15 protein-coding genes and 3 pseudogenes are annotated in these 18,924 nt (G+C 69.4%); 7 read left to right on the top strand and 11 right to left on the bottom strand.

The window, feature by feature from the left end:
* Together ACFVH0_RS10565 and ACFVH0_RS10560 are read left to right on the top strand one after the other, a co-directional pair.
* A partial coding sequence (locus ACFVH0_RS10565) for a type I polyketide synthase (protein ID WP_385819196.1) occupies nucleotides 1-2,422 on the top strand: 2,422 nt, incomplete at its 5' end.
* Nucleotides 2,419-5,634, top strand: a complete 3,216-nt coding sequence (locus ACFVH0_RS10560) for a type I polyketide synthase (RefSeq protein WP_385819195.1) — start codon at nucleotides 2,419-2,421, stop codon at nucleotides 5,632-5,634. The genes ACFVH0_RS10565 and ACFVH0_RS10560, both read left to right, overlap by 4 nt.
* A 68-nt stretch (nucleotides 5,635-5,702) precedes the next feature.
* Here ACFVH0_RS10560 and ACFVH0_RS10555 read toward each other — a convergent pair whose 3' ends face one another.
* Nucleotides 5,703-6,386: a BTAD domain-containing putative transcriptional regulator gene (locus ACFVH0_RS10555; RefSeq protein ID WP_385819194.1), complete on the bottom strand. Its 684-nt coding sequence runs from the start codon at nucleotides 6,384-6,386 to the stop codon at nucleotides 5,703-5,705.
* Between the two features lie 810 nt (nucleotides 6,387-7,196).
* Between ACFVH0_RS10555 and ACFVH0_RS10550 the strand changes: the two are divergent.
* Nucleotides 7,197-9,224, top strand: a pseudogene (locus ACFVH0_RS10550) (DUF4118 domain-containing protein); the annotation flags it as partial.
* On the opposite strand, the pseudogene ACFVH0_RS10545 reads toward ACFVH0_RS10550, so the two are convergent.
* The 5 genes and pseudogenes from ACFVH0_RS10545 to ACFVH0_RS10525 all read right to left on the bottom strand — a co-directional run.
* Nucleotides 9,223-9,778: pseudogene (locus tag ACFVH0_RS10545) on the bottom strand (HAD-IC family P-type ATPase); the annotation flags it as partial. The pseudogenes ACFVH0_RS10550 and ACFVH0_RS10545 sit on opposite strands and share 2 nt — an antisense overlap.
* Before the next feature lie 5 nt (nucleotides 9,779-9,783).
* Nucleotides 9,784-10,233 (bottom strand): annotated as a pseudogene (locus ACFVH0_RS10540) (potassium-transporting ATPase subunit KdpA); the annotation flags it as partial.
* A gap of 12 nt (nucleotides 10,234-10,245) precedes the next feature.
* Nucleotides 10,246-10,335: a K(+)-transporting ATPase subunit F gene (gene kdpF, locus ACFVH0_RS10535; protein WP_385819193.1), complete on the bottom strand. Its 90-nt coding sequence runs from the start codon at nucleotides 10,333-10,335 to the stop codon at nucleotides 10,246-10,248.
* Nucleotides 10,336-10,482: 147 nt separating this feature from the next.
* Entirely contained in the window at nucleotides 10,483-11,421 is a 939-nt protein-coding gene (locus ACFVH0_RS10530; RefSeq protein WP_385819192.1) for a MerR family transcriptional regulator, read from the bottom strand.
* A 194-nt stretch (nucleotides 11,422-11,615) separates the two neighbouring features.
* Nucleotides 11,616-12,620 carry an RNA polymerase sigma factor gene (locus tag ACFVH0_RS10525; RefSeq protein WP_385819191.1) on the bottom strand — a complete coding sequence of 335 codons (1,005 nt, stop codon included), beginning with the start codon at nucleotides 12,618-12,620 and terminating at the stop codon, nucleotides 11,616-11,618.
* Nucleotides 12,621-13,057: 437 nt separating this feature from the next.
* Between ACFVH0_RS10525 and ACFVH0_RS10520 the strand changes: the two genes are divergently transcribed.
* Nucleotides 13,058-13,201, top strand: coding sequence for a hypothetical protein (locus tag ACFVH0_RS10520; protein ID WP_385819190.1), 144 nt, complete (start codon nucleotides 13,058-13,060; stop codon nucleotides 13,199-13,201).
* Nucleotides 13,198-13,452, top strand: a complete 255-nt coding sequence (locus ACFVH0_RS10515) for a hypothetical protein (protein ID WP_385819189.1) — start codon at nucleotides 13,198-13,200, stop codon at nucleotides 13,450-13,452. The genes ACFVH0_RS10520 and ACFVH0_RS10515 overlap by 4 nt, the downstream gene beginning before the upstream one ends.
* Before the next feature lie 172 nt (nucleotides 13,453-13,624).
* On the opposite strand, the gene ACFVH0_RS10510 is transcribed toward ACFVH0_RS10515, so the two are convergent.
* The 4 genes from ACFVH0_RS10510 to ACFVH0_RS10495 form a co-directional block, all read right to left on the bottom strand.
* Entirely contained in the window at nucleotides 13,625-13,768 is a 144-nt protein-coding gene (locus ACFVH0_RS10510; RefSeq protein WP_385819188.1) for a hypothetical protein, read from the bottom strand.
* On the bottom strand, nucleotides 13,765-14,466 hold the full coding sequence (locus ACFVH0_RS10505; RefSeq protein WP_385819187.1) for an alpha/beta fold hydrolase: 702 nt from the start codon (nucleotides 14,464-14,466) through the stop codon (nucleotides 13,765-13,767). Before ACFVH0_RS10505 ends, ACFVH0_RS10510 begins: the two co-directional genes overlap by 4 nt.
* 349 nt (nucleotides 14,467-14,815) lie before the next feature.
* Nucleotides 14,816-15,322: a hypothetical protein gene (locus ACFVH0_RS10500; RefSeq protein ID WP_385819186.1), complete on the bottom strand. Its 507-nt coding sequence runs from the start codon at nucleotides 15,320-15,322 to the stop codon at nucleotides 14,816-14,818.
* On the bottom strand, nucleotides 15,319-16,158 hold the full coding sequence (locus tag ACFVH0_RS10495) for a hypothetical protein (RefSeq protein WP_385819185.1): 840 nt from the start codon (nucleotides 16,156-16,158) through the stop codon (nucleotides 15,319-15,321). Before ACFVH0_RS10495 ends, ACFVH0_RS10500 begins: the two co-directional genes overlap by 4 nt.
* Before the next feature lie 535 nt (nucleotides 16,159-16,693).
* On the opposite strand from ACFVH0_RS10495, the gene ACFVH0_RS10490 reads away from it, so the two are divergent.
* The gene (locus tag ACFVH0_RS10490; protein ID WP_385819184.1) at nucleotides 16,694-16,966 is read left to right on the top strand and encodes a hypothetical protein; all 273 of its coding nucleotides are present in this window, start codon (nucleotides 16,694-16,696) and stop codon (nucleotides 16,964-16,966) included.
* Nucleotides 16,967-16,972: 6 nt separating this feature from the next.
* Here ACFVH0_RS10490 and ACFVH0_RS10485 read toward each other — a convergent pair whose 3' ends face one another.
* Entirely contained in the window at nucleotides 16,973-17,857 is an 885-nt protein-coding gene (locus tag ACFVH0_RS10485; RefSeq protein WP_385819183.1) for an SDR family NAD(P)-dependent oxidoreductase, read from the bottom strand.
* A 58-nt stretch (nucleotides 17,858-17,915) separates the two neighbouring features.
* On the opposite strand from ACFVH0_RS10485, the gene ACFVH0_RS10480 reads away from it, so the two are divergent.
* On the top strand, nucleotides 17,916-18,644 hold the full coding sequence (locus tag ACFVH0_RS10480; protein ID WP_385819182.1) for a TetR family transcriptional regulator: 729 nt from the start codon (nucleotides 17,916-17,918) through the stop codon (nucleotides 18,642-18,644).
* Nucleotides 18,645-18,924: the final 280 nt, after the last annotated feature.

Raw genomic sequence — 18,924 nt, 5'->3', positions numbered from 1 at the left:
CCAACCCCACACCCCACACACCCACACCCACCCCCACACCCCACACACCGAACTCCCCACCTACCCCTTCCAACACCAACGCCACTGGCTCAACCGGACCGGAGGCGAGCACCCGCTTCTCACCTCCAAGGTCGACCTCGCAGCGGGATCGACGGTCCACAGCGGTCGGGTTGCCGACCACCTGCATCCCTGGAGCAGTGACCACGTGATCCAGGGCATGGCCCTGATGCCCGGCACCGCGTTGCTCGACCTCGCTCTGCACACCGGCCGAACGGTCGAGGAACTCACGCTCGACACGCCGCTGTCGCTCGACACGGCCGTGGAGCTCCAGGTCGTCGTCGACGGCACGAACGTGACCGTCCACGCCCGCCACGAAGGTGAGTGGACCCAGCACGCGAGCGGAACCCTCAGCGACCGTGAACTCCCGCCGGCCGCCCTCCCCTGGCCACCCGACGCCGTGCCACTGGACATCGAGGACATCTACCCGAACCTCGCCGAGCTCGGATACCGGTACGGCAGGACATTCCAGGGATTGCGGGCCGCCTGGCGGGCGGGCGAGGACCTGTACGCGGAGGTCGAGCTCCCCGAGGATCCCGGATACGGCGTCCACCCGGCGCTGCTCGACGCCGCACTGCACGTCCTGGCGGTGGACGCGGCCCAGCCGCGTATCCCGTTCGCCTGGAGCGGGGTCCGCCTGCACCGCCGTGGCGCAACGGCACTGCGGGTACGCCTGTCCCCCACCGGGACCGACGCGGTCTCACTGACCGCGACCGACCCCAGCGGAGCGGCCGTGCTGACCGTGGAGTCCTTGGCTCTCAGGCAGCCCGGGGCAGGCGCTCCGGAGCCGGTGTTCCGGGTGGAGTGGCGCCCGGTGACGCAGGAGGCCGCGGCGGTTGCCGGGCACTGGACGGTGATCGGACCGCAGTGGGCGGCCGAAGCGCTCGGCGCCCGCGAGCACCACGAGCTCCGCGACCCGAAGTCGGTCCTCGACGTCCTCCGTACCGCGATCGCCACCGACACGCGGGTACTCGTCGCGACGAGCAGTGCGGTCGCGGTCAACCCCGGCGAGGAGGTCGACCCCGACGAGGCTGCCGTGTGGGGCCTGGTCCGCAGTGCCCAGGCCGAACACCCGGACCGTCTGGTGCTCGTGGACACCGACCGGGCGAGCGCAGACGCACTGGCCGCCACGGTGGCCGGAGGCGAGTCGCAGGCCGCGCTGCGCGAGGGCACCGCGTTCGTCCCCCGGCTGGCCAGGTTGCCGGTGAACGAGAGTCACCGCCCGGCACTCGGCACCGTCCTGCTGACCGGGGCGACCGGAGCCATCGGGAAGGCACTCGCCCGGCACCTCGCCACCGAACACGACGTGCGGCGACTGGTCCTGGTGTCCCGTCGCGGACCCGAGGCCCCCGGCGCCCAGCAGCTGCTCGCCGAGCTCGGCCCGGTCGCCGAGCTGGTGGCCTGCGACGTCGGCGACCGCGCGGCGCTGGCCGAGGTGCTGGCAGAGGCCGAGCCGGACACCATCGTGCACGCGGCCGGCGTACTGGCCGACGCCACTCTGGAAACCCTCACCGCCGATGCGTTCGACGCGGTGTGGACACCGAAGGCGGAAGCCGCCCGGCACCTGCACGAGCTGACTCGCGACCGCCGGCTCACGGCGTTCGTGCTGTTCTCCTCCGTCGCCGCGACCGTGGGCAGTGCGGGGCAGGCCAACTACGCCGCGGCCAACGCCTACCTCGACGGTCTCGCCCAGCACCGGCACGCCGCCGGCCTGCCCGCCACCGCGCTGGCATGGGGGCTGTGGGACGAGGCGGGTGGCATGAACGAGTCCGCCCGTACCGGCGGTGTTCTGGTGCCCATGCCCACCGGCGCCGCGCTGGCCGCGTTCGACGCGGCGCTGAACCGCGCCGACCCCGTTCTGGTGCCGGCGTGGTTGAACCCCGCCGCGCTGCGCGGCCGCCCGGCCGACGACGTACCTGCCGTACTGCGCAGCCTGGTCAGGACCGGGTCTCCGGCCAACCGGGTGTCCCCCGTGCTGCGGGACCGCACGCCGGAAGGTCTTGCGGTGCTGGTGCTGGCCACGGTGGCCGAGGTACTCGGGCACCCGTCCGGTCACGACCTCGACCGGGACCAGGCGTTCCGCGACCTCGGCTTCGACTCGCTCACCTCGGTCGAGCTGCGCAACCGGATCAGCTCGGCCACCGGGCTGCGGCTCCCGGCAACCGTCGTGTTCGACCATCCGACACCCGCCGCGCTCACCGCGCACCTGGTGGCCGAGCTGATCCCGGCGCAGGCCGGACCGGACGACGCCACAGAGGAACTGACCGGCATCGCAGACAGGATCAGCGCCGCGGACGCGGCCGAACTCTTCGAATTCATCGACCGGGAGCTCGGCCGGTCGGCCACCGGAGGAGACCGCGTATGACAGACGCCGACAAGCTGATCGACTACCTGCGGTGGACGACCGCCGAGCTGCACGAGGCGCGCGGTGAGCTCGCCAGGCGCACCGAGCCGGTCGCGATCGTGGGGATGAGCTGCCGCTACCCGGGGAACGTGCGCGGGCCCGCCGACCTGTGGCGCGTGCTCGACGACGGGGTGGACGCGATCACCGAGTTCCCGACCGACCGCGGCTGGCCGGTCGACGAGCTGCACCATCCCGATCCCGACCATCCCGGCACCTCGTACACCCGCCGTGGCGGATTCCTGCACGACGCAACCGACTTCGACGCCGACTTCTTCGGCCTGGCTCCCCGTGAGGCACTGGCGACCGACCCGCAGCAGCGGATCCTGCTGGAGATCACCTGGGAGGCGCTGGAGGACGCGGGGATCGATCCGACGACGCTGCGGGGCAGCAGCACCGGTGTGTTCGCCGGGCTGATGTACAGCGAGCACGCGACCCGGTTGGGCACCGTGCCACCCGAGGTCGAGGGATTCGTCGGCAACGGCGCGGCGGCCAGCGTGGCCTCGGGCCGGGTCGCCTACACCTTCGGCTTCGAGGGGCCGACCGTCAGTGTGGACACCGCGTGCTCCTCGTCGCTGGTCGCACTGCACCTCGCCATGCGGGCGCTGCGCGCCGACGAGTGTTCGCTCGCCGTGGCCGGAGGGGTGACGGTCCTGTCCACACCGGGTGTGTTCACCGAGTTCAGCCGGCAGCGCGGGCTCTCCCCGGACGGCCGGTGCCGGTCGTTCGCCGCAGGGGCCGACGGCGTCGGTTTCGGCGAGGGCGCCGGGCTGGTCGTGCTGGAGCGGCTTTCCGACGCGCAACGCAACGGCCATCGGGTACTCGCGGTGCTGCGCGGATCGGCGGTCAACTCCGACGGTGCGAGCAACGGCCTCACCGCACCGAACGGGCCGTCGCAGCAGCGGGTCATCCGCGCCGCGCTCGCCGACGCCGGCCTCTCGGCGTCCGATGTGGACGCCGTGGAGGCGCACGGTACCGGCACACCGCTCGGTGACCCGGTCGAGGCGCAGGCGATCCTGGCCACCTACGGGCGTGACCGGACCGCCCCGGTGCGCCTCGGCTCCATCAAGTCCAACATCGGCCACGCCCAGGCGGCCGCCGGTGTGGCCGGTGTGATCAAGATGGTGCTGGCGCTGCGGCGGTCGGTGCTGCCGAGAACGCTGCACGTCGACGAGCCGAGCCCGATGGTCGACTGGTCGGCCGGTGCGGTGTCGCTGCTGACCGAGCAGGAGGACTGGCCGGCCACCGACCGCCCGCGCCGTGCCGGGATCTCCTCGTTCGGGATCAGCGGCACGAACGCGCACGTGATCCTGGAGGAGGCGCCGTCGGCGCAGGGCCCGGCCGGTGGGTGCGACCTGCCCTCGGTGGCCTGGCCGCTCTCCGCACGCGACACCACCTCGCTGCGTGCCCAGGCCGGCAGGCTCCGCGATCACGTGCTGGCGAACCCCGGGCTGGAACCCGCGGATGTGGCCTGGTCACTGGCAGCCACCCGCGCGACGTTCGACCGGCGTGCCGTGATCGTCGGGGCGGACCACGCCGAACTGCTGGACGGGCTCGGGTCGCTCGCCGAGGGCACGATCGCGCCCAATGTGATCCTCGGCAGGCGCGGTGCCAGGGGCACGGCGATGGTGTTCTCGGGGCAGGGCAGCCAGCGCGCCGGAATGGGGCGCGAGCTCGCCGAGCGCTTCCCGGTGTTCGCCAAGGCTCTCGGCGAGGCCTGCGAGCACCTCGACCCGCACCTCGACCGGCCGCTGCGCGAGGTGCTGTTGGACCCCGGCTCCGAACTCCTCGACCGCACCGACTTCACCCAGGCGGCGTTGTTCGCCGTGGAGGTCGCGCTGTACCGGCTCCTGGAGTCCTTCGGGGTCCGGCCGGACTACCTGATCGGTCACTCCATCGGCGAACTGGTCGCCGCTCACGTCGCCGGGGTGCTCGACCTCGCCGACGCTTCCGCCGTGGTCGCCGCGCGTGGCCGGGCGATGGCCGGGGCCCGTGGTGGCGGGGCCATGGTGGCGATCCGGGCGAGCGAGGCCGAGATCGCCGCATCGATCGCGGACACCGAGGAACCCGCCTCGATCTCCGTCGCGGCAGTCAACGGGCCGCTGTCGACGGTCGTTTCCGGTGACTCGGCGGCCGTGCTCGCGCTGGCGCGGCGGTGGCGGGCCGACGGGAGGAAAGTCACCCGCCTGCGGGTCAGCCACGCCTTCCACTCCCACCACATGGATGGGGCCCTCGACGAGTTCCGCACCGCGCTGACGAAGGTGGTGTTCCGGCCGGCACAGCTGCCGGTGGTGTCGAACGTGACCGGCGAGCTCGCGAGCGACGCCGAACTCGGTTCGGTCGACTACTGGGTCAACCAGGTGCGCACCACTGTCCGGTTCGCCGACGGCATCGCGTCCACGCACGCCCTCGGGGTACGCCGGTACGTCGAGATCGGCCCGAGCGCGGCGCTGGTGCCGATGATCAGGGAGTCCCTGCCGGAGCCCGCCGACGACGCGGTCGTCACGCCGGCCATGCGGCCCGACCGCACGGAGACCCGGGCGGTGCTGGGCGCACTCGGCGAGCTGTACGCCTCCGGCGTCCGGGTCGACCTGGCCTCGGTGCACGCGGGTGGCCGCCCGGTTCCCCTGCCGACGTACGCCTTCCGCCGGGTGCGCTACTGGCTGGACGCGGCCGGCTCGGGTACTCCGGCCGAGCGGCGGTTCTGGGCGGCGGTCGACGCGGGCGATCCGGATGCCCTGCTCGACCTGCTGGGTGATCAGCAGGAGGGTGTCGACCGGCAGTCCGTCTCGGTTGTGCTGACCGCCTTGGCCGACTGGCGCGCCCGTACCCGGCCGGAACCGGCAGTGGTGACCCCGCAGTCCGATGTGGACGACGACGGCGCGGCGCTCCGCGAGCAGCTCGCCGGGGTGCCACCGGAGGCACGCGACGGGATCGTGCTCGACTTGGTGCTGCGGCACGCGGCCGAGGTACTCGGGCACGATTCCGCAACCGGCCTCGACCCGGCTGCGGCGTTCATGGAGGTCGGCTTCTCGTCGCTCACCGCACTGGAGTTGCGCAACCGGCTGTGCGCGGCAACCGGGCTGACCGTGCCGCTTGAGGCCATGTTCGACTACCCGACCTCGGCCGCCCTCGTCGACTACCTCAGTGGCGAACTGGCCCGCCACACACCGTGACCTAGGCCGTGCCGGCCGAACCGTGTGAGGGGCCGTCAGCGCTGACGGCCCCTCACACAGGATTCAGCTCAGTGGACGAGTGGCCCCACCTCGCTCTCGACGAGGATCGCGGCGTGCAAGGTACGCAAGGACTGGCACGGTTCGAGTCCCAACTCGCCCCGTAGCACGCCCCTTGCGGTCTGGTACACTCGCAGCGCGTCAGCCCGCCTACCGGAACGGTGCAGGGCGATCATGAGCTGGTGGTAAAACATTTCGTGCAACGGCTGCTCCGCGATCATGGTGTAAAGAAAGCCGATCACGTCGCTGTAGTTGCCGAGCGCGAGGGTGGACTCCACCAGGGCGTCGATGCACTCAAGGCGATTTTCGGCGAGCCAGGCCGAGAAACCGCTGATGATGGGGCCCGTCACGGGTGCGCCGTGTGCGGGCCCGCGCCACAGATCAAGCGCTGCCTTCAGGTCGTCGACCGCCTCCTCATGCTCACCGGCACGCTGATGGGCTTTCCCCGTGCGCAGTAGTTGCTGAAAGTCCAGCAGGTCGAGCTCATCGGGCCCGAGGTCGAGTACATACCCCGGGGAGCGGGTGACGATCGGACTCTCTGTCGATTTTCCACGTCTGAGCAACTTTCGCAGTTGTGACACATGGACATGCAATGCCGCGTTCGCCCTGCGGGGAGCGCTGACACCCCAGATCTCGTCGACAAGTTGACCGACCGACACAACTTGGTCGAAACGGGCGAGCAGAGTAAGAAGCACCGTTTCGGACTTTCGGGCACCAATCGAGAAGGCGCCATTATCGGTTACGACACGTAACGGACCGAGAACCTCATACCTCACGCGTCCCCCAATCGAAAAACTTCTGAATGATGATCGAGTTTTCCGCGGCAAGGTTACAACGTCGCGACCTGTCAAGAAAAGTTGCTTAGGCCACAATCTACCGGCGCTCCATCCTGCAATAGCACCACTGATGCGTATAAGGCTCACAAAGCATGGGCCGACGCATTGAAAAAGGGGAACTCTTTACCCAGGTAAGACTTGCCGAAGAGTGCCGAACATGCAAACCGACCTCGGCCACCACTTGGCTGATTTGCATGCATGCGCAGATGGGAGGCCAGGAGAGTTTGATTTCCAAGGAGCCGGCGGCCGCCATCCGGACAACTGAAGGAAATATTCCGCATGCAACTATGTGGAAGTGGAAACAGCGAACCGGACAGGAAAATCGACCGTGAGCAGAGACCTCCACATTGCCCGTGCAGCATTTCTGCGTGGCCGTCAAGTAATTTTTACACAAGCAGTACGCAGGTCATGCCGACCGCCAAACTGCGGCAGCCGATCGCGGAAGCCGCTCAGCGTCTCCACTCGGCTCGGCGATCCCCGAATGCAACCGAGATCGGCGGCTGCGGCCACCGCTGAAACCCGGGCCTGGCATCAGAATCACGTCAAGGTGGCCGCGCCCGGCCCCTCATCCGCCGCTCACGGCCGATCCTGATCAGCAGCACCCGTCGCCCGGCCGCACAGGGAGGCCCCCGTGACAAGGCGTGCGTGCGGCGGGACGAGGCGCGTGCCGTGACGGAATCGGATGTGGGACGGGGACGGCTCAAGGTCTTCCTCGGGGCTGCCCCCGGTGTCGGCAAGACCTACCGGATGCTCGACGAGGCACACCGCAGAGCACGGCGGGGCATCGATGTCGTAGCTGCCACCGTGGAATGCCACCAGCGACCGCTCACCGAGGAGCGGCTCAAGGGCCTGGAGGTCCTTCCTCCTGTCGCACGCTTCCACCGGGGCGCGGAGTTCGGCGAGTTGGACCTCGATGCGCTGCTGCGCCGACGCCCTCAAGTGGCACTCGTCGACGAACTCGCTCACACCAACGTGCCCGGCGGACGGCACACCAAGCGCTGGCAGGACATCGAGGAGATCCTCGCCGCCGGCATCGATGTCGTCACCGCCGTCAACATCCAGCACCTGGAATCCCTCAACGACGTCGTCGAGAGGATCACCGATGTGCCGCAGCGGGAGACCGTCCCCGACGAGGTGGTGCGCCGCGCCGATCAGATCGAACTCGTCGACATGCCGGCCGAGGCGCTGCGCCGGCGGATGGCGCACGGAAACATCTACGCACCGGAGGAGATCGACGCCGCGCTGTCCAACTACTTCCGTCCCGGAAACCTCACCGCACTACGAGAGTTGGCCCTGCTGTGGGTGGCGGGACGAGTCGACGAAACGCTGCAGAGGTACCGCTCCGAACACGGCATAGGACGCGTCTGGGAGACGCGTGAGCGAGTCGTGGTGGCCCTCACCGGCGGCGCCGAGGGCGAGACGCTCATCCGTCGCGCGGCCCGGATCGCCGACCGCAGCGCGGGCGGTGACTTGCTGGCCGTGCACACCGTGCGCAGCGACGGGCTGACGGCGGTGCTTCATCGGCTTCGCTCGCCCACCAGCGGGCGCTCGTAGAGAGCCTCGGTGGCAGCTACCACTCCGTCGTGGGCGACGATGTGGCCACCGCGCTCACGGAGTTCGCACATGCCGAGAACGCCACGCAGCTGGTACCGGGCACCAGCAGGCGGAAGCGGCTGGATCGGCTCCTCCCAGGCCGGGGCATCGGCGAGACGATCGTCGAACTGTCGCAGGACATCGACGTGCACATGGTCGCCCACGAGCGTGCCGGCGGAGGCCGGCTCCTGCCGTCGCGACGGCGCACCCTGCCAACCGCGCGGCTCATCGCGGGGCCGGTGTCGGGCCTGTTCCTTCCGGTAGCTCTCACGTTCCTGCTGGACAACACCCGGGCGAGCCTCAACCTGACGAGCGAGGCCCTGCTGTTCCTCGTGGTGGTGGTCGGGGTGGCCTGTGTCGGCGGAGTGGTGTCCGCGCTCGTCGCATCGGTGACGGCGTCCCTGCTGCTCAACTACTGGTTCATACCGCCGATCGGAGAGTTCACCATCGCCGAGCCCAACAACATCCTGGCGCTGTTGGTATTCGCGATCGTCGCAGCCACTGTGGCCGCGGTTGCCGACCGGTCGTTGCGGCTGTCGCGCCGCGCCGCCAGTGCCACTGCCGAGGCGGAGACGCTGTCCTCGCTGGCCGGGTCCATCATCCGCGGGGACCAGGCGATCCCGGCGCTGCTCGAACGTACGCGAGAGACCTTCTCGATGACCTCGGCCGAACTGCTCGCGCAGCCGGCGACGGACGACGACGCCATCCACGTACCGGTCGGTCCTGACGCCCACCTGGTGCTGCGGGGCCGCACTCTGCCGGCGTCCGAGCTGCGAGTTCTGATGGCGTTCACCGCTCATGTCGCCGCTGCCCTCGAACGCGCGCCTCGCCGAGGCCGCCGCCGAGGTGGAGCCCGTGAGGGCTGCCGACCGGATGCGTACGGCACTGCTCGCCGCTGTCAGCCACGACCTGCGCACCCCGCTGGCCGCCGGCTGGGCCGCCATCAGCTCCCTGCGCAGCACCGAGGTCGATTTCAGTGAGGAGGACCGGGGTGAGCTGCTGGCGACGGCCGAGGAGTCCATGGCCCGTCCGAGCCGGTTGGTGGACAACCTGCTCGACATGAGCCGGCTCCAGGCGGGGGCCCTCACCCTGAAGCTGAGGGCCGGCAGGAACTCGGCGGCCTGGCGGTTGCCGAGGGTGATGGTGCCGGTCTTGTCGAGGAGGAGGGTGTTGACGTCGCCCGCGGCCTCCACCGCACGCCCGGACATCGCCAGCACGTTGCGCTGCACGAGCCGGTCCATGCCCGCGATGCCGATCGCCGAGAGCAGCGCCCCGATCGTTGTGGGGATGAGGGCCACCACGAGGGAGACAAGGACGACGATGGCCTGCTCCGCCCCGGCGAAGACGGCGAAAGGCTGCAGGGTCGCCACTGCGATCAGGAAGATGATCGTGAGGGATGCCAGCAGGATGTTGAGCGCGATCTCGTTCGGAGTCTTCTGCCGGGCGGCCCCCTCCACGAGTGCGATCACCCGGTCGATGAAGGTTTCCCCCGGCTTGGAAGTGATCTTCACGACGATCCGGTCCGAGAGAACTTTGGTACCGCCCGTTACGGCCGACCGGTCGCCGCCGGACTCGCGGATCACCGGCGCCGACTCGCCCGTGATGGCTGATTCGTCGACGCTCGCGATGCCTTCGACCACATCTCCGTCGCCGGGTATGGACGTGCGGCGATGACGGCGATACCCACGGCGGCGGAGAGGAAGTTCTGTACCGTGAGGCCCGCCCATCTGGACCACGTGCCCCCCATCGTCGACTCACCGGAATACGACTGCCAGTTGGTATTGGTGACGAAGGATGCCGCGGTGTTGAAAGACTGGTCCGTGGAAACCGGCTTCATTCCCAGGGACAGCAGGAGATGGTTCTGCAGGCGCAGAAACGCGTACAGGAACAGCACCGATACGGCGGAGAAGGCAAGGACGCTCCGCAGGTGGACCGGCCACTTCTGGTCGGCGTCGCCGTTCACTCCGCCTGCCCGGTAGATCAAGCGCTCAACCCGCCAATGGTGATCAGCGGTCAGGACACGGGCCGTGTAGCCGCCCAGCGGGCGAAATGAGAGACCTAGCGCAACCACCAGGGCGAGCACCTGGAGCCAGCCCGCGAAGGTGTCGTTCATCCGGGATTTCTCCTAGAACCTCTCGGGGAAGATCAGGCAGATGACCAGGTAGATCACGAGGCACGCGGCCACGGCCAGGCCGACGATGTTCTCCACGCTCACAGGCGTCCGACCCCCTTGGCGGCCAGTCCGATGAGGGCGAACACCACTACCGTGAGGCCGATGTACGCGATGTCCGGCATGCGCGAAGCACCCCGCAGACCGCCTGCTGGACTCGTTCACATTCCGGGGCGGCCTCCACTGCGGTGACTACGCGTCGCGGTCATTTCGCAGGGCCTGGACGAGCCAGGGGTACACCGGGATCAGGTTCGGCACCACCTGCCAGCCGTTGACGATCCAGACCAGTCGCCAGTACCGGTCCACTCCGGGATCGTGCGCCGTTTCGAACCGTTGGGCCATCCAGTCCCGGAATTCCTTGTCGGGGGTGCGCGCGAACACCTCGGCGAAACGGTGTACGACGTCATCGATGACGGGTGCGGCCCTGTCACTGAGCGGGTCGATGCCCGATTCCACGGCCTCGGCCACCTTCTGGCGGGTGAACTCCATCAGTTCCTCGCCGGCCTCGCTCTCGATCGCGAGCGGGCGCCCGGCGGCCTGGCACTCGGCCGTCCGGCGCATACAGGCCCGGAAATCCTCGTCACCGACCAGCTCGGCGAGCTCCAGCCACGCGGTGACCTGCTCGCTGGACGGGTCATCCGGGAGGTCGGGAGTGGCAGCGCGGACCATGGCCACCGCGGCTGGGTCGGCATCCGCTGTACCGAAGGTGGCGTCCATGAAATCGTCGATCAGACGTCGGCGTTCCTCGCCGGACAACTGCGTGAGCCTGTGCATGAGCTTGGTCTCCTCGGGATCGGACCCGCGTCCGGCCACGACTCGCAGAACGCTCCGACGCAGTTGCAGCACCCGGATCTGGACGTCCAAGGCGTCGGCGTGCGCCGCGGCGGCCTCCGCCACCGACAGCTCGCGGTCCAGTACCCGTCGAATCGTGGCCAGGTCGATGCCCAGCTCGCGCAGTGTGCGCAGTAGTTCCAGACGGAGCAGTGCGTCGAGGTCGTAGAGCCGGTATCCGGCGGGACTCCGGGTGGTCGGCGCCACCACCCCCGAATCGGAGTAGAACCGGATGGTCCTCACGGGCAATCCCGTCCGCCGGGAAAGCTCCCCGATCGAGTAGAGGGTCGTAACGTCCATGTCCCCAACTCTGCTGTCTCCACTCACTGGAGACTCAAGGCTATTCCGCAGCCGGGCCCCGGCCGAGCGGTCCTCCGAGTCGCCGAGCACGCGTCACGTGGTTTCCGCCGACCGCCCAGAACGGGGGGCACGCCTCGCACGCGCCGGGCGAGCGATGGCAACGACGTCTGCCACCACTCGCCTGCGGTTTACGGCTACGCGCCTTTGGGCTCAATCATCCGTGCGGAACTTCGGGCCGTGGTTCCGCCCGCGGGCAGTACCCCTGCCTGCGGCGGCCTCGGAAAGACCACCCGGAGCCTCTGGACACGCCCGTCCGCGCGGAACATGAGCCAGGTGAGGGACGGCGGGCAGATGTGGACGGCACCATCGTGTGTGACGTCCATTTCCCAGATGCCGATGTCCCGGCCGGCCACCACATGACGCAGGTGCTGGCGTACGCCGTCCTCCAGGTAGTGGCGCATGACCGGGACGGGGTGGACACGCTCGCCCGGCCGGCCGAGTCGACCGATCATTTCGGACTCCGCCGGCCACAGCTCGGAGATCTCCCGGGGCAGCCCGCCGCTCTCCCACGCCTTCAGCGTCGCCACGGCCTCCTGCCTGCTCTTCTCGGTGACCGCGGAGGCGTCGTCGTGCCCCTGCGTGGCGGTCGACAGCAGCACCTGGGCGATCTTCCCTCTGGCCTGGTTGAGCCGGCTGCGCACTGTCCCGACCGGCACTTCGCACGCATCGGCCATGTCCTGGTAGGAGGTGATACCACTGAAGTGCCGGAGCATGAGCACCAGCCGGAGCTGCGGCGGCAGTTCCTCAAGTGCGCCCCAGATCCAGTCGCGCATCGCGTGCTGCTCGATGAGTTGTTCCGGTCGCGATGCTTCGCGGTCGCTCAGGTACCGGTGGTCGAGTCCGTCCAGGCCGGGTGTCTCCCCTGTGGCCCGCAGGCGCATGCGGGCGTGGTTGCGTACCACCGCCCGTAGCCACGCACCCACGGCTGCCGGATCGCGTACGTCGCCGATGCGTCGCAGCGCGGTCAGCGCGGCTTCCTGGACCGCGTCCTGTGCGTCGGGGCCGTGGCCGAGCAGGCTCAGCGCCACCGCGCGCATCGGCGCCTGATGGCGGGCAAGCAGCAGACCGAGGGCTGCGGTCTCGCCGACCTGGGCCCTGCGGGTGAGGCTCTCGTCCGTGGGCGATTTGAAGGGCAGCATGTCCGAACGCCTCCGGGCGACATGTCGCGAACCATGTTCGGGGCGGGAGACGGAGTGCTCCTTCTCCCGCTCGGCGGTGCACACGAAGAGTAGAGCTTCCACGTCAGGCCCATGACCTCTGCCGGAAGACATACGCCGCGTGAGGTACGTGACCTTACTGCCCGGTGCGTTGGATCTCGCCGGCTGAGCGTGGCCGCCTTCGCGGCGTGCCTGGTGTCTCCGCGGAAACCCGATCGGCGGATCACTGCGCCACTGCTGCGTTCCCGAAGGCCGTGCGAGAGAACGAGGAGGTGGTACCCGTGAACGCGGGATCGACATGGGCGCACCCTCCGGGGACGCGGTCGGGCGACAGGTCGTCCGGGAGCGCCGCCCCCGGGTGTGGTGACCGGCACCGTTCCGCTGCCGACGGGCAGTTCCGCACCGATCCACGGCAAGCGATGCGGGCCGGCGAGCCGGTCGACGAGATCGTCGACGCCTTCATCGTCCCTCTGGTCGAAAAGGCAGTCCCGGAATGGCGGACCACCTTGGATGCCCGCCTTTCGCTGCCCGAGATCGTCGGCCGGCCGGATACGACGGGATGATCGCCATCGGTATGCGGCCGGCGGTGGCAGAGCCGCGCATTTCGGCCGCCGCCTTCTTCGGCCGGACCTTCGTGCCCGACTCCCTTCGCGAGGAGGCCCGGCAGGTCACCGTCCCGCTGCGGTTCCTGATGCGGTGGGACGACGAGGGGATGGAACGGCAGCCGGTCCTGGACCTGTTCCACGCCGTCGGCACAGGTGAGCCAGTGCCTCTGCCCTCCCTGGGCAGCGGATCGGGGTCGTTGCGCGGATAGCAGCCGTCCAGGTCGGACGGTATGGATCCCCGTACGGTCCTCCTTGCCGGACCCCGCGCGGACCTCGCGGGGAGCGCGGGATCCGCACGGGGCGCGGGAGCTGCGGGCCGACACTTCCCGGTGGTGAGGGACGCGTCCTCGATCAGGCATGTGACGGCCCGCGGGTGGCTGATCAACAACGTGCGCGAGGCTCCGCACACCTGGGCGAGACCGGGTGCTTCTGACTCAGCTCCGCGAGGACCAGGAACGTGGCCGCCACCGAGGTGGCGGTGGCCGCGGCGAGCAGGACCCGCACCCGGTTGCGGTGTCTTCTCACGAGGCGGATCGCGAAGCGGCCCTCCTGATGATCGCGGCGACCTCGCCGGGCTCGGACACGTACACGGCGTGGCTGCCGCTGATCTCGGTCACCGTCGCACCGGCACGCTCGGCCATCGCGCGCTGGGCCGGAGGCGGGATCATCCGGTCGTCGGCGGCGACCAGATAGAAGCTGGGCTTCGTGTTCCAGGCCGGTCGGCCGACCACCCCGCCCAGGGCTTCCAGTCCCCACGGCACCTGCGAGTCGGCCAGGAACCGCGCCTCGTCGGTGGGCAGGTCACCGGCGAAGGACGCCGCGAACTTCTCCCGGTCGAGGAACAGGAACCCGCCGGTCGGCGGCAGGATCGGCGGAACGGGAGCGCCGGGCGGCGGGTCGGCGATCAGTGTGTTCACGGACTCGCCCTTGTCGGGCGCGAACGCCGCGATGTACACGAGCGAGCTCACACTCTCGTGGTTGCCCGCCTCCGAGATCACCGCGCCGCCATAGGAGTGCCCGACCAGCACGGTCGGTCCGTCCTGCGCGTCGAGAACCAGGTTCGTCGCGGCGACGTCACCTTCGAGCGAGAGCGTCGGGTTCTGAACGACGCTCACGTTGTAGCCGTCCGCGCTCAGCAGGTCGTAGACCCCTTTCCAGCCCGATCCGTCGACGAACCCGCCGTGGACGAGAACGACGTTCCTTGCTTCCGAATTGTTGCTCACGATCGGCTTACTCCTTCTTTCAGTGCACCCTCAGGGCAAGCCGCAGGGTTCATGTGGTCGTGCGGAAGTGGAGCCCGTCAGCGAAGGGGAGGCTGAGAAGGGGGGATTCTCCCCAGCCGCCCGGTGACCGACGCCGACTAGATGCAGGGCAGGCAACGAAGTTCGAACCTTTGCGTGTGATGCTCGTCACCCCCCGGCCGCCCTCGTTCGGAAGTTCCCCGGAACTGGACGCGCCGACGGCCGGCCCTGCCTGGCCCCGGGCGATCTGCATGGCTTCCGAACATCTGCCGGGCGTCGTTCCCTCACATCGAGCAACGACTCGGTACGCGACCGAGGTTGGGCAGGCCGGTCACAGCTGGGGCGGTACGTCGCCGCCGAGGATCGTGATCAGCCGGGCCAGGCGTGCGTCGAGTTCGCGGCCGACCGCGCCGATTTGCGGGTTGCCGTAGCTGTCGAACAGCAGGCTGGGCCGGTCGACAGCGAATTTGGTGTCGCCGTCGGGGTCGGCGTAGATCAGGGAGGGCAGTGGTGCGTGCAGCACGGCCGACGCGTCCTCGCGGAAAGCGCGTTCGGCGATGGTGTGGTCGCCCATGAGGTACTGAGTGGCCTTCCAGAGGGACTGCGAACCGGCCATGAGGGCACAGACGTCGCTGCGGTAGTAACGCATGAACCCGTGGGGGCCGTTGATCTCGGCGAGTTCGAGCGTGGCTTCCCAGGAGCCCAATTGGTAGAAGCGGTGGAGATCAGCCTCCGGGACGACGGTCTCGAAGTGCTCGCACGCCGCGTCGTAGGGACGCGGGAGCGTCACGACCAGCCGCCGGGCGGGGTGGTCGATGAAGGTGCTGTCCGTGGTCATGGCCGTACCTGTTCGTCGTCGGAACGGACGAGCTCAACGCCGTGGACGTCGACCGTGATGGAGGGGAAGTTGAGGTTGACGCTGTTGTCGGGGTTGCGACGGAACATCCGTCGTCGCGTCGGCATGACCAGCCCGCCGAAATTCTGGTGGTGCCCGGTGTAGTGGCCGACGAGGAAGCTGTTGTTGACCTCGGCGACGTAGTCCATGCGACGTTGCATACCGAAGGCGTCGTAGTAGAAAACCGCGTCCGGGCTGTGTGTGGCGATGTCGGGCGGGAAGCGGACCTGCAGACGCCGCCATGTCTGTCCTGCCTCGTGCCACGGTTCGATCTCGCGGGTCCGCACGCCCGGATACGTGAACAGGAACGGGCTGGTGAAGTAGTTCCAGCAGGCGTAGCCCAGGAAGTAGCCGAGATGCGGAGCGTCCCAGTCGGTGTTGCGCAGCATTCCCTTGAAGGCGGCGCGGGCGGGTGCGAGGGTCTCGACCGGTTCGCCGTCGAGAGTCTGCACGGTGACGCTGTCGGTGGCAGCATCGAAGATCATCTTCCACTCCGGGCGGGTGAACGGAGTGAATACGATGTGTTCTCTGGCCGTGTCGATCGTCAGAACCTGATCGAAGCTCGTCCCCGGTGGCCAGCCCTTCAGCCCCCAGACCGGACCGTCGATGGAGACATCGGCCTTCAGGCCACTCACTGTGTCCCAGAGTTCTTCACCGCCGGCGGAGGCGATGGCCAGATCGAGGAGTTCAGCACTCATGGCCTGGGTTCTTTCCCTAGCAAATGCGTCCGGAAATGCAGTTTCGCGCAGCGTAGGGGGCACGCAGATCGACGAGCCCACGGCCCAACACTCACATGATCCGCCGGATGGGCCCTGATCGCGACAGAAGCAGCAGCGCGAGCGACGGGCGGGCCCTGTTCGCCGTGGGGTCGAAACCGGTGCGCTGCCCGCACAGCCGGCCGCCGGGCCCCGCGGCCGGAGGGGAACGTCGGGCCGGTTCGGTGTCCAGCCGGTGCACGACGACGGGTAAGTCGGCCCGCGACCGGAGAAGGTGCCACGGATCCCCTTTCTGTCGACCGCGTGGGGCGAACCGCCCGTCACCGGCACCCTCACCGTGATGGCGACAGCCTCGTCCGCCGCGTGGCGGGGCAAGCCTTCCCGGGCGCTCGCGCGGTGTGGACCAGGCGATCATCCCCGAGGCCGAGGCATCACTTCTCGTCGGCGTCGCCCGCCAGGACCGCAGCCATGTCCCCGATCCTGCGTCCTCACGGGCGCCCCCTCGTGGTCACCGGCAGCCTGGGCGCTCTCGGCCACCTCGACCCCCGGCTGCACCACCTGTTCGACGGCGGGAGCCTCGGCCAGGTCGAATACGCCGTTGAATCCTGCCGTTCTGCCGTTCACCACCGCACTGCGCAGGAGACGGCTTCGGCCGCGCCGGCCGAACGTGCCCTCGAAGGTGGCGCAGGTCGCCGCCGTACGCGCGGTCGCCGCCGAACGCCGCGAGCGTGACCCGGCGGCCGGGATCCTGATCGCATCCGTCTGCCCCGGCATGGTCGGCACCGCGGCCTCCTCGCCGCGCTCCGTGCGCCGCGCGGGAATGCCGAGTCGGGCGACCTCCGGGGTGGCGTCCTGGCCTGCTGGTGCCTGATCCGTGTCATGGCCGGGTTCCGGTCTGCTGTGTGGGGGTGGGCAGGTCGGCCGGGTCCTGGCCGAAGTCCGCGGAACGGCTCACGGCCTCCCAGGCCGCTGCTTCCTCCAGCCGGCCGCGCGAGTGGTCCTGTGCCATCCGGACGGCTCCGGCCCCGATGACGAGGTGGGAGGGCGGGGTCGGGTGCTTGACGACACGTACCAGGATCTCGCCGGCCCGTTGCGGGTCTCCCTGGGCGGCCGCGTCGCCGAACAGGCGCACCGTCCGGCCGACCGTTGCCTCGTATTCCGGTGCGATGTCCGGGACCTGCATCGATGCTCCGGCCCAGTCGGTGGCGAAGCCGCCCGGCTCCACGACCAGGTACGTGATGCCGAACGGCGCTGTCTCGGCCGCGAGCACCCGGGTGAAGCCGTCCACGGCGAACTTGGCCGCCTGGTAGGAACCGAGCCCCGGCGTACCGCCGACGCGGCCGCCGATGGAGGAGAACTGCACGACCGTGCCACCGCCCTGCGCCCGCAGGACCGGGAGCGCCGCCGTCGAGACGTTGTAGACACCCCAGAAGTTGGTTTCGAACTGACGGCGGAAGTCGTCCTCGGGCGTGGTCCCGATGGCCGAGGCATTGGCGTATCCGGCGTTGTTGACCACCACGTCGACCCTGCCGAACCGGTCGACTGCCGCCTCCAGGCCCGCCAGGGCTGCCGACTTGTCGGTGACATCGAGCGCGACGGGCAGGACGCGGACTCCGTACTGCCGCACAAGTTCCTCAAGCTGCCGCGGATCGCGCGCCGTGGCGACGACGTTGTCACCGGCCTCAAGAGCGGCGATCGCCAGGGCACGGCCGAAACCGCGGGAGGATCCGGTGATGAACCAGGTGCAGGTGTGTGCGTCCATACCCCTACCGAAACACGGTTGCGCTATTAACGCAACACGGTTGCGGTACGGTGGGGTCATGACCAAGGCTGATTTCCTGCGCGCCCGCAGCCCGGAGGCCAAGGCCGCCCGTGAGGCGGTGATCCTCGCGGCGGCGGCCCGTCTCGCTACGGAGAGCGGGGTACGGGAGGTGACCGTGACCGCGATCGCCGACGAGGTCGGCATGCACAAGTCCGCGATGCTGCGCTACTTCGAGACGCGCGAGGACATCTTCCTGCGCCTGGCGGCCACCGCCTGGCACGACTGGTCGGCGGATGTGCGCGGCCGTCTCGAGCCCGTCACACCGTGCCCCGACGTCCGGAGCCGGGAATGGGACCGGGCCGCCTGGTCCATAGCCTCCGCACTGGCCCAGTCGCTGGTGGCCCGCCCGCTCTTCTGCGACCTGCTGGCCCACACCCCGCTGAACCTGGAACGCAACGTTTCCACCGACATCGTCCGTACGTTCAAGAGCGGCGCGATCGCGGAGGTCGAGAAGATCAGCGCCGCGCTCTGCGCGATCACCCCCTTCGACACCGAACAGGCCCGCGCGGTCGTGACGACCGCCACCTCGATGGCCGGCGCCCTGTGGCAGATGGCCGCGCCCGGCACACAACTGCGCGCCTTCTACGAAGCCGACCCGGAGCTGTCCCACTCCATCGTCGACGTCGAACCCAGACTGACCGACCTCCTGAGCGCCCTGCTCACCGGCTACGCCACCCGCGCCACCCGGCCCGGCCGCGAGCAAGGAACACCTCGCGGCCAAGAGTGATTCGCACATCGACGCCTGCCCGCTCTCCGTGCGCGGCGCGGTCTTCTGCTCTCGGCCGGCAGAGCGAGCCAACCCGATCCGGACATCGGCGCCCGGAAACGCCCGGACCTCGCGCGCCGCGCCGCGGAGTTGCGTGCCGAGACCCCGGACTGGGTCTTCCGATCCGCAGGCGCCGCGTCGGCGCTCGACGACAACGGAGTCGGTGACCGCGCACCCGATGCGGGTTGCCTGCATCGCCTTCGCCTTGGTGCTGTGGGCGCGCAGTCGGCGGTCCGGCCCG

The sequence above is a fragment of the Streptomyces sp. NPDC127117 genome, from assembly GCF_042677325.1.
Classification (GTDB): domain Bacteria; phylum Actinomycetota; class Actinomycetes; order Streptomycetales; family Streptomycetaceae; genus Streptomyces.
The sequence above is the reverse complement of the archived record's forward strand: the minus strand, read 5'-3'. Positions and strand labels throughout refer to the sequence as shown.

Bases quoted from the DNA above. Each gene is read 5' to 3' on its own strand.
- ACFVH0_RS10515 (WP_385819189.1), top strand. From the start codon at position 13,198: ATGATCGCCATCGGTATGCGGCCGGCGGTGGCAGAGCCGCGCATTTCG.
- ACFVH0_RS10480 (WP_385819182.1), top strand. From the start codon at position 17,916: ATGACCAAGGCTGATTTCCTGCGCGCCCGCAGCCCGGAGGCCAAGGCC.
- ACFVH0_RS10560 (WP_385819195.1), top strand. From the start codon at position 2,419: ATGACAGACGCCGACAAGCTGATCGACTACCTGCGGTGGACGACCGCC.
- ACFVH0_RS10530 (WP_385819192.1), bottom strand. From the start codon at position 11,421: ATGGACGTTACGACCCTCTACTCGATCGGGGAGCTTTCCCGGCGGACG.
- ACFVH0_RS10485 (WP_385819183.1), bottom strand. From the start codon at position 17,857: ATGGACGCACACACCTGCACCTGGTTCATCACCGGATCCTCCCGCGGT.
- ACFVH0_RS10500 (WP_385819186.1), bottom strand. From the start codon at position 15,322: ATGACCACGGACAGCACCTTCATCGACCACCCCGCCCGGCGGCTGGTC.
- ACFVH0_RS10525 (WP_385819191.1), bottom strand. From the start codon at position 12,620: ATGCTGCCCTTCAAATCGCCCACGGACGAGAGCCTCACCCGCAGGGCC.
- ACFVH0_RS10520 (WP_385819190.1), top strand. From the start codon at position 13,058: ATGCGGGCCGGCGAGCCGGTCGACGAGATCGTCGACGCCTTCATCGTC.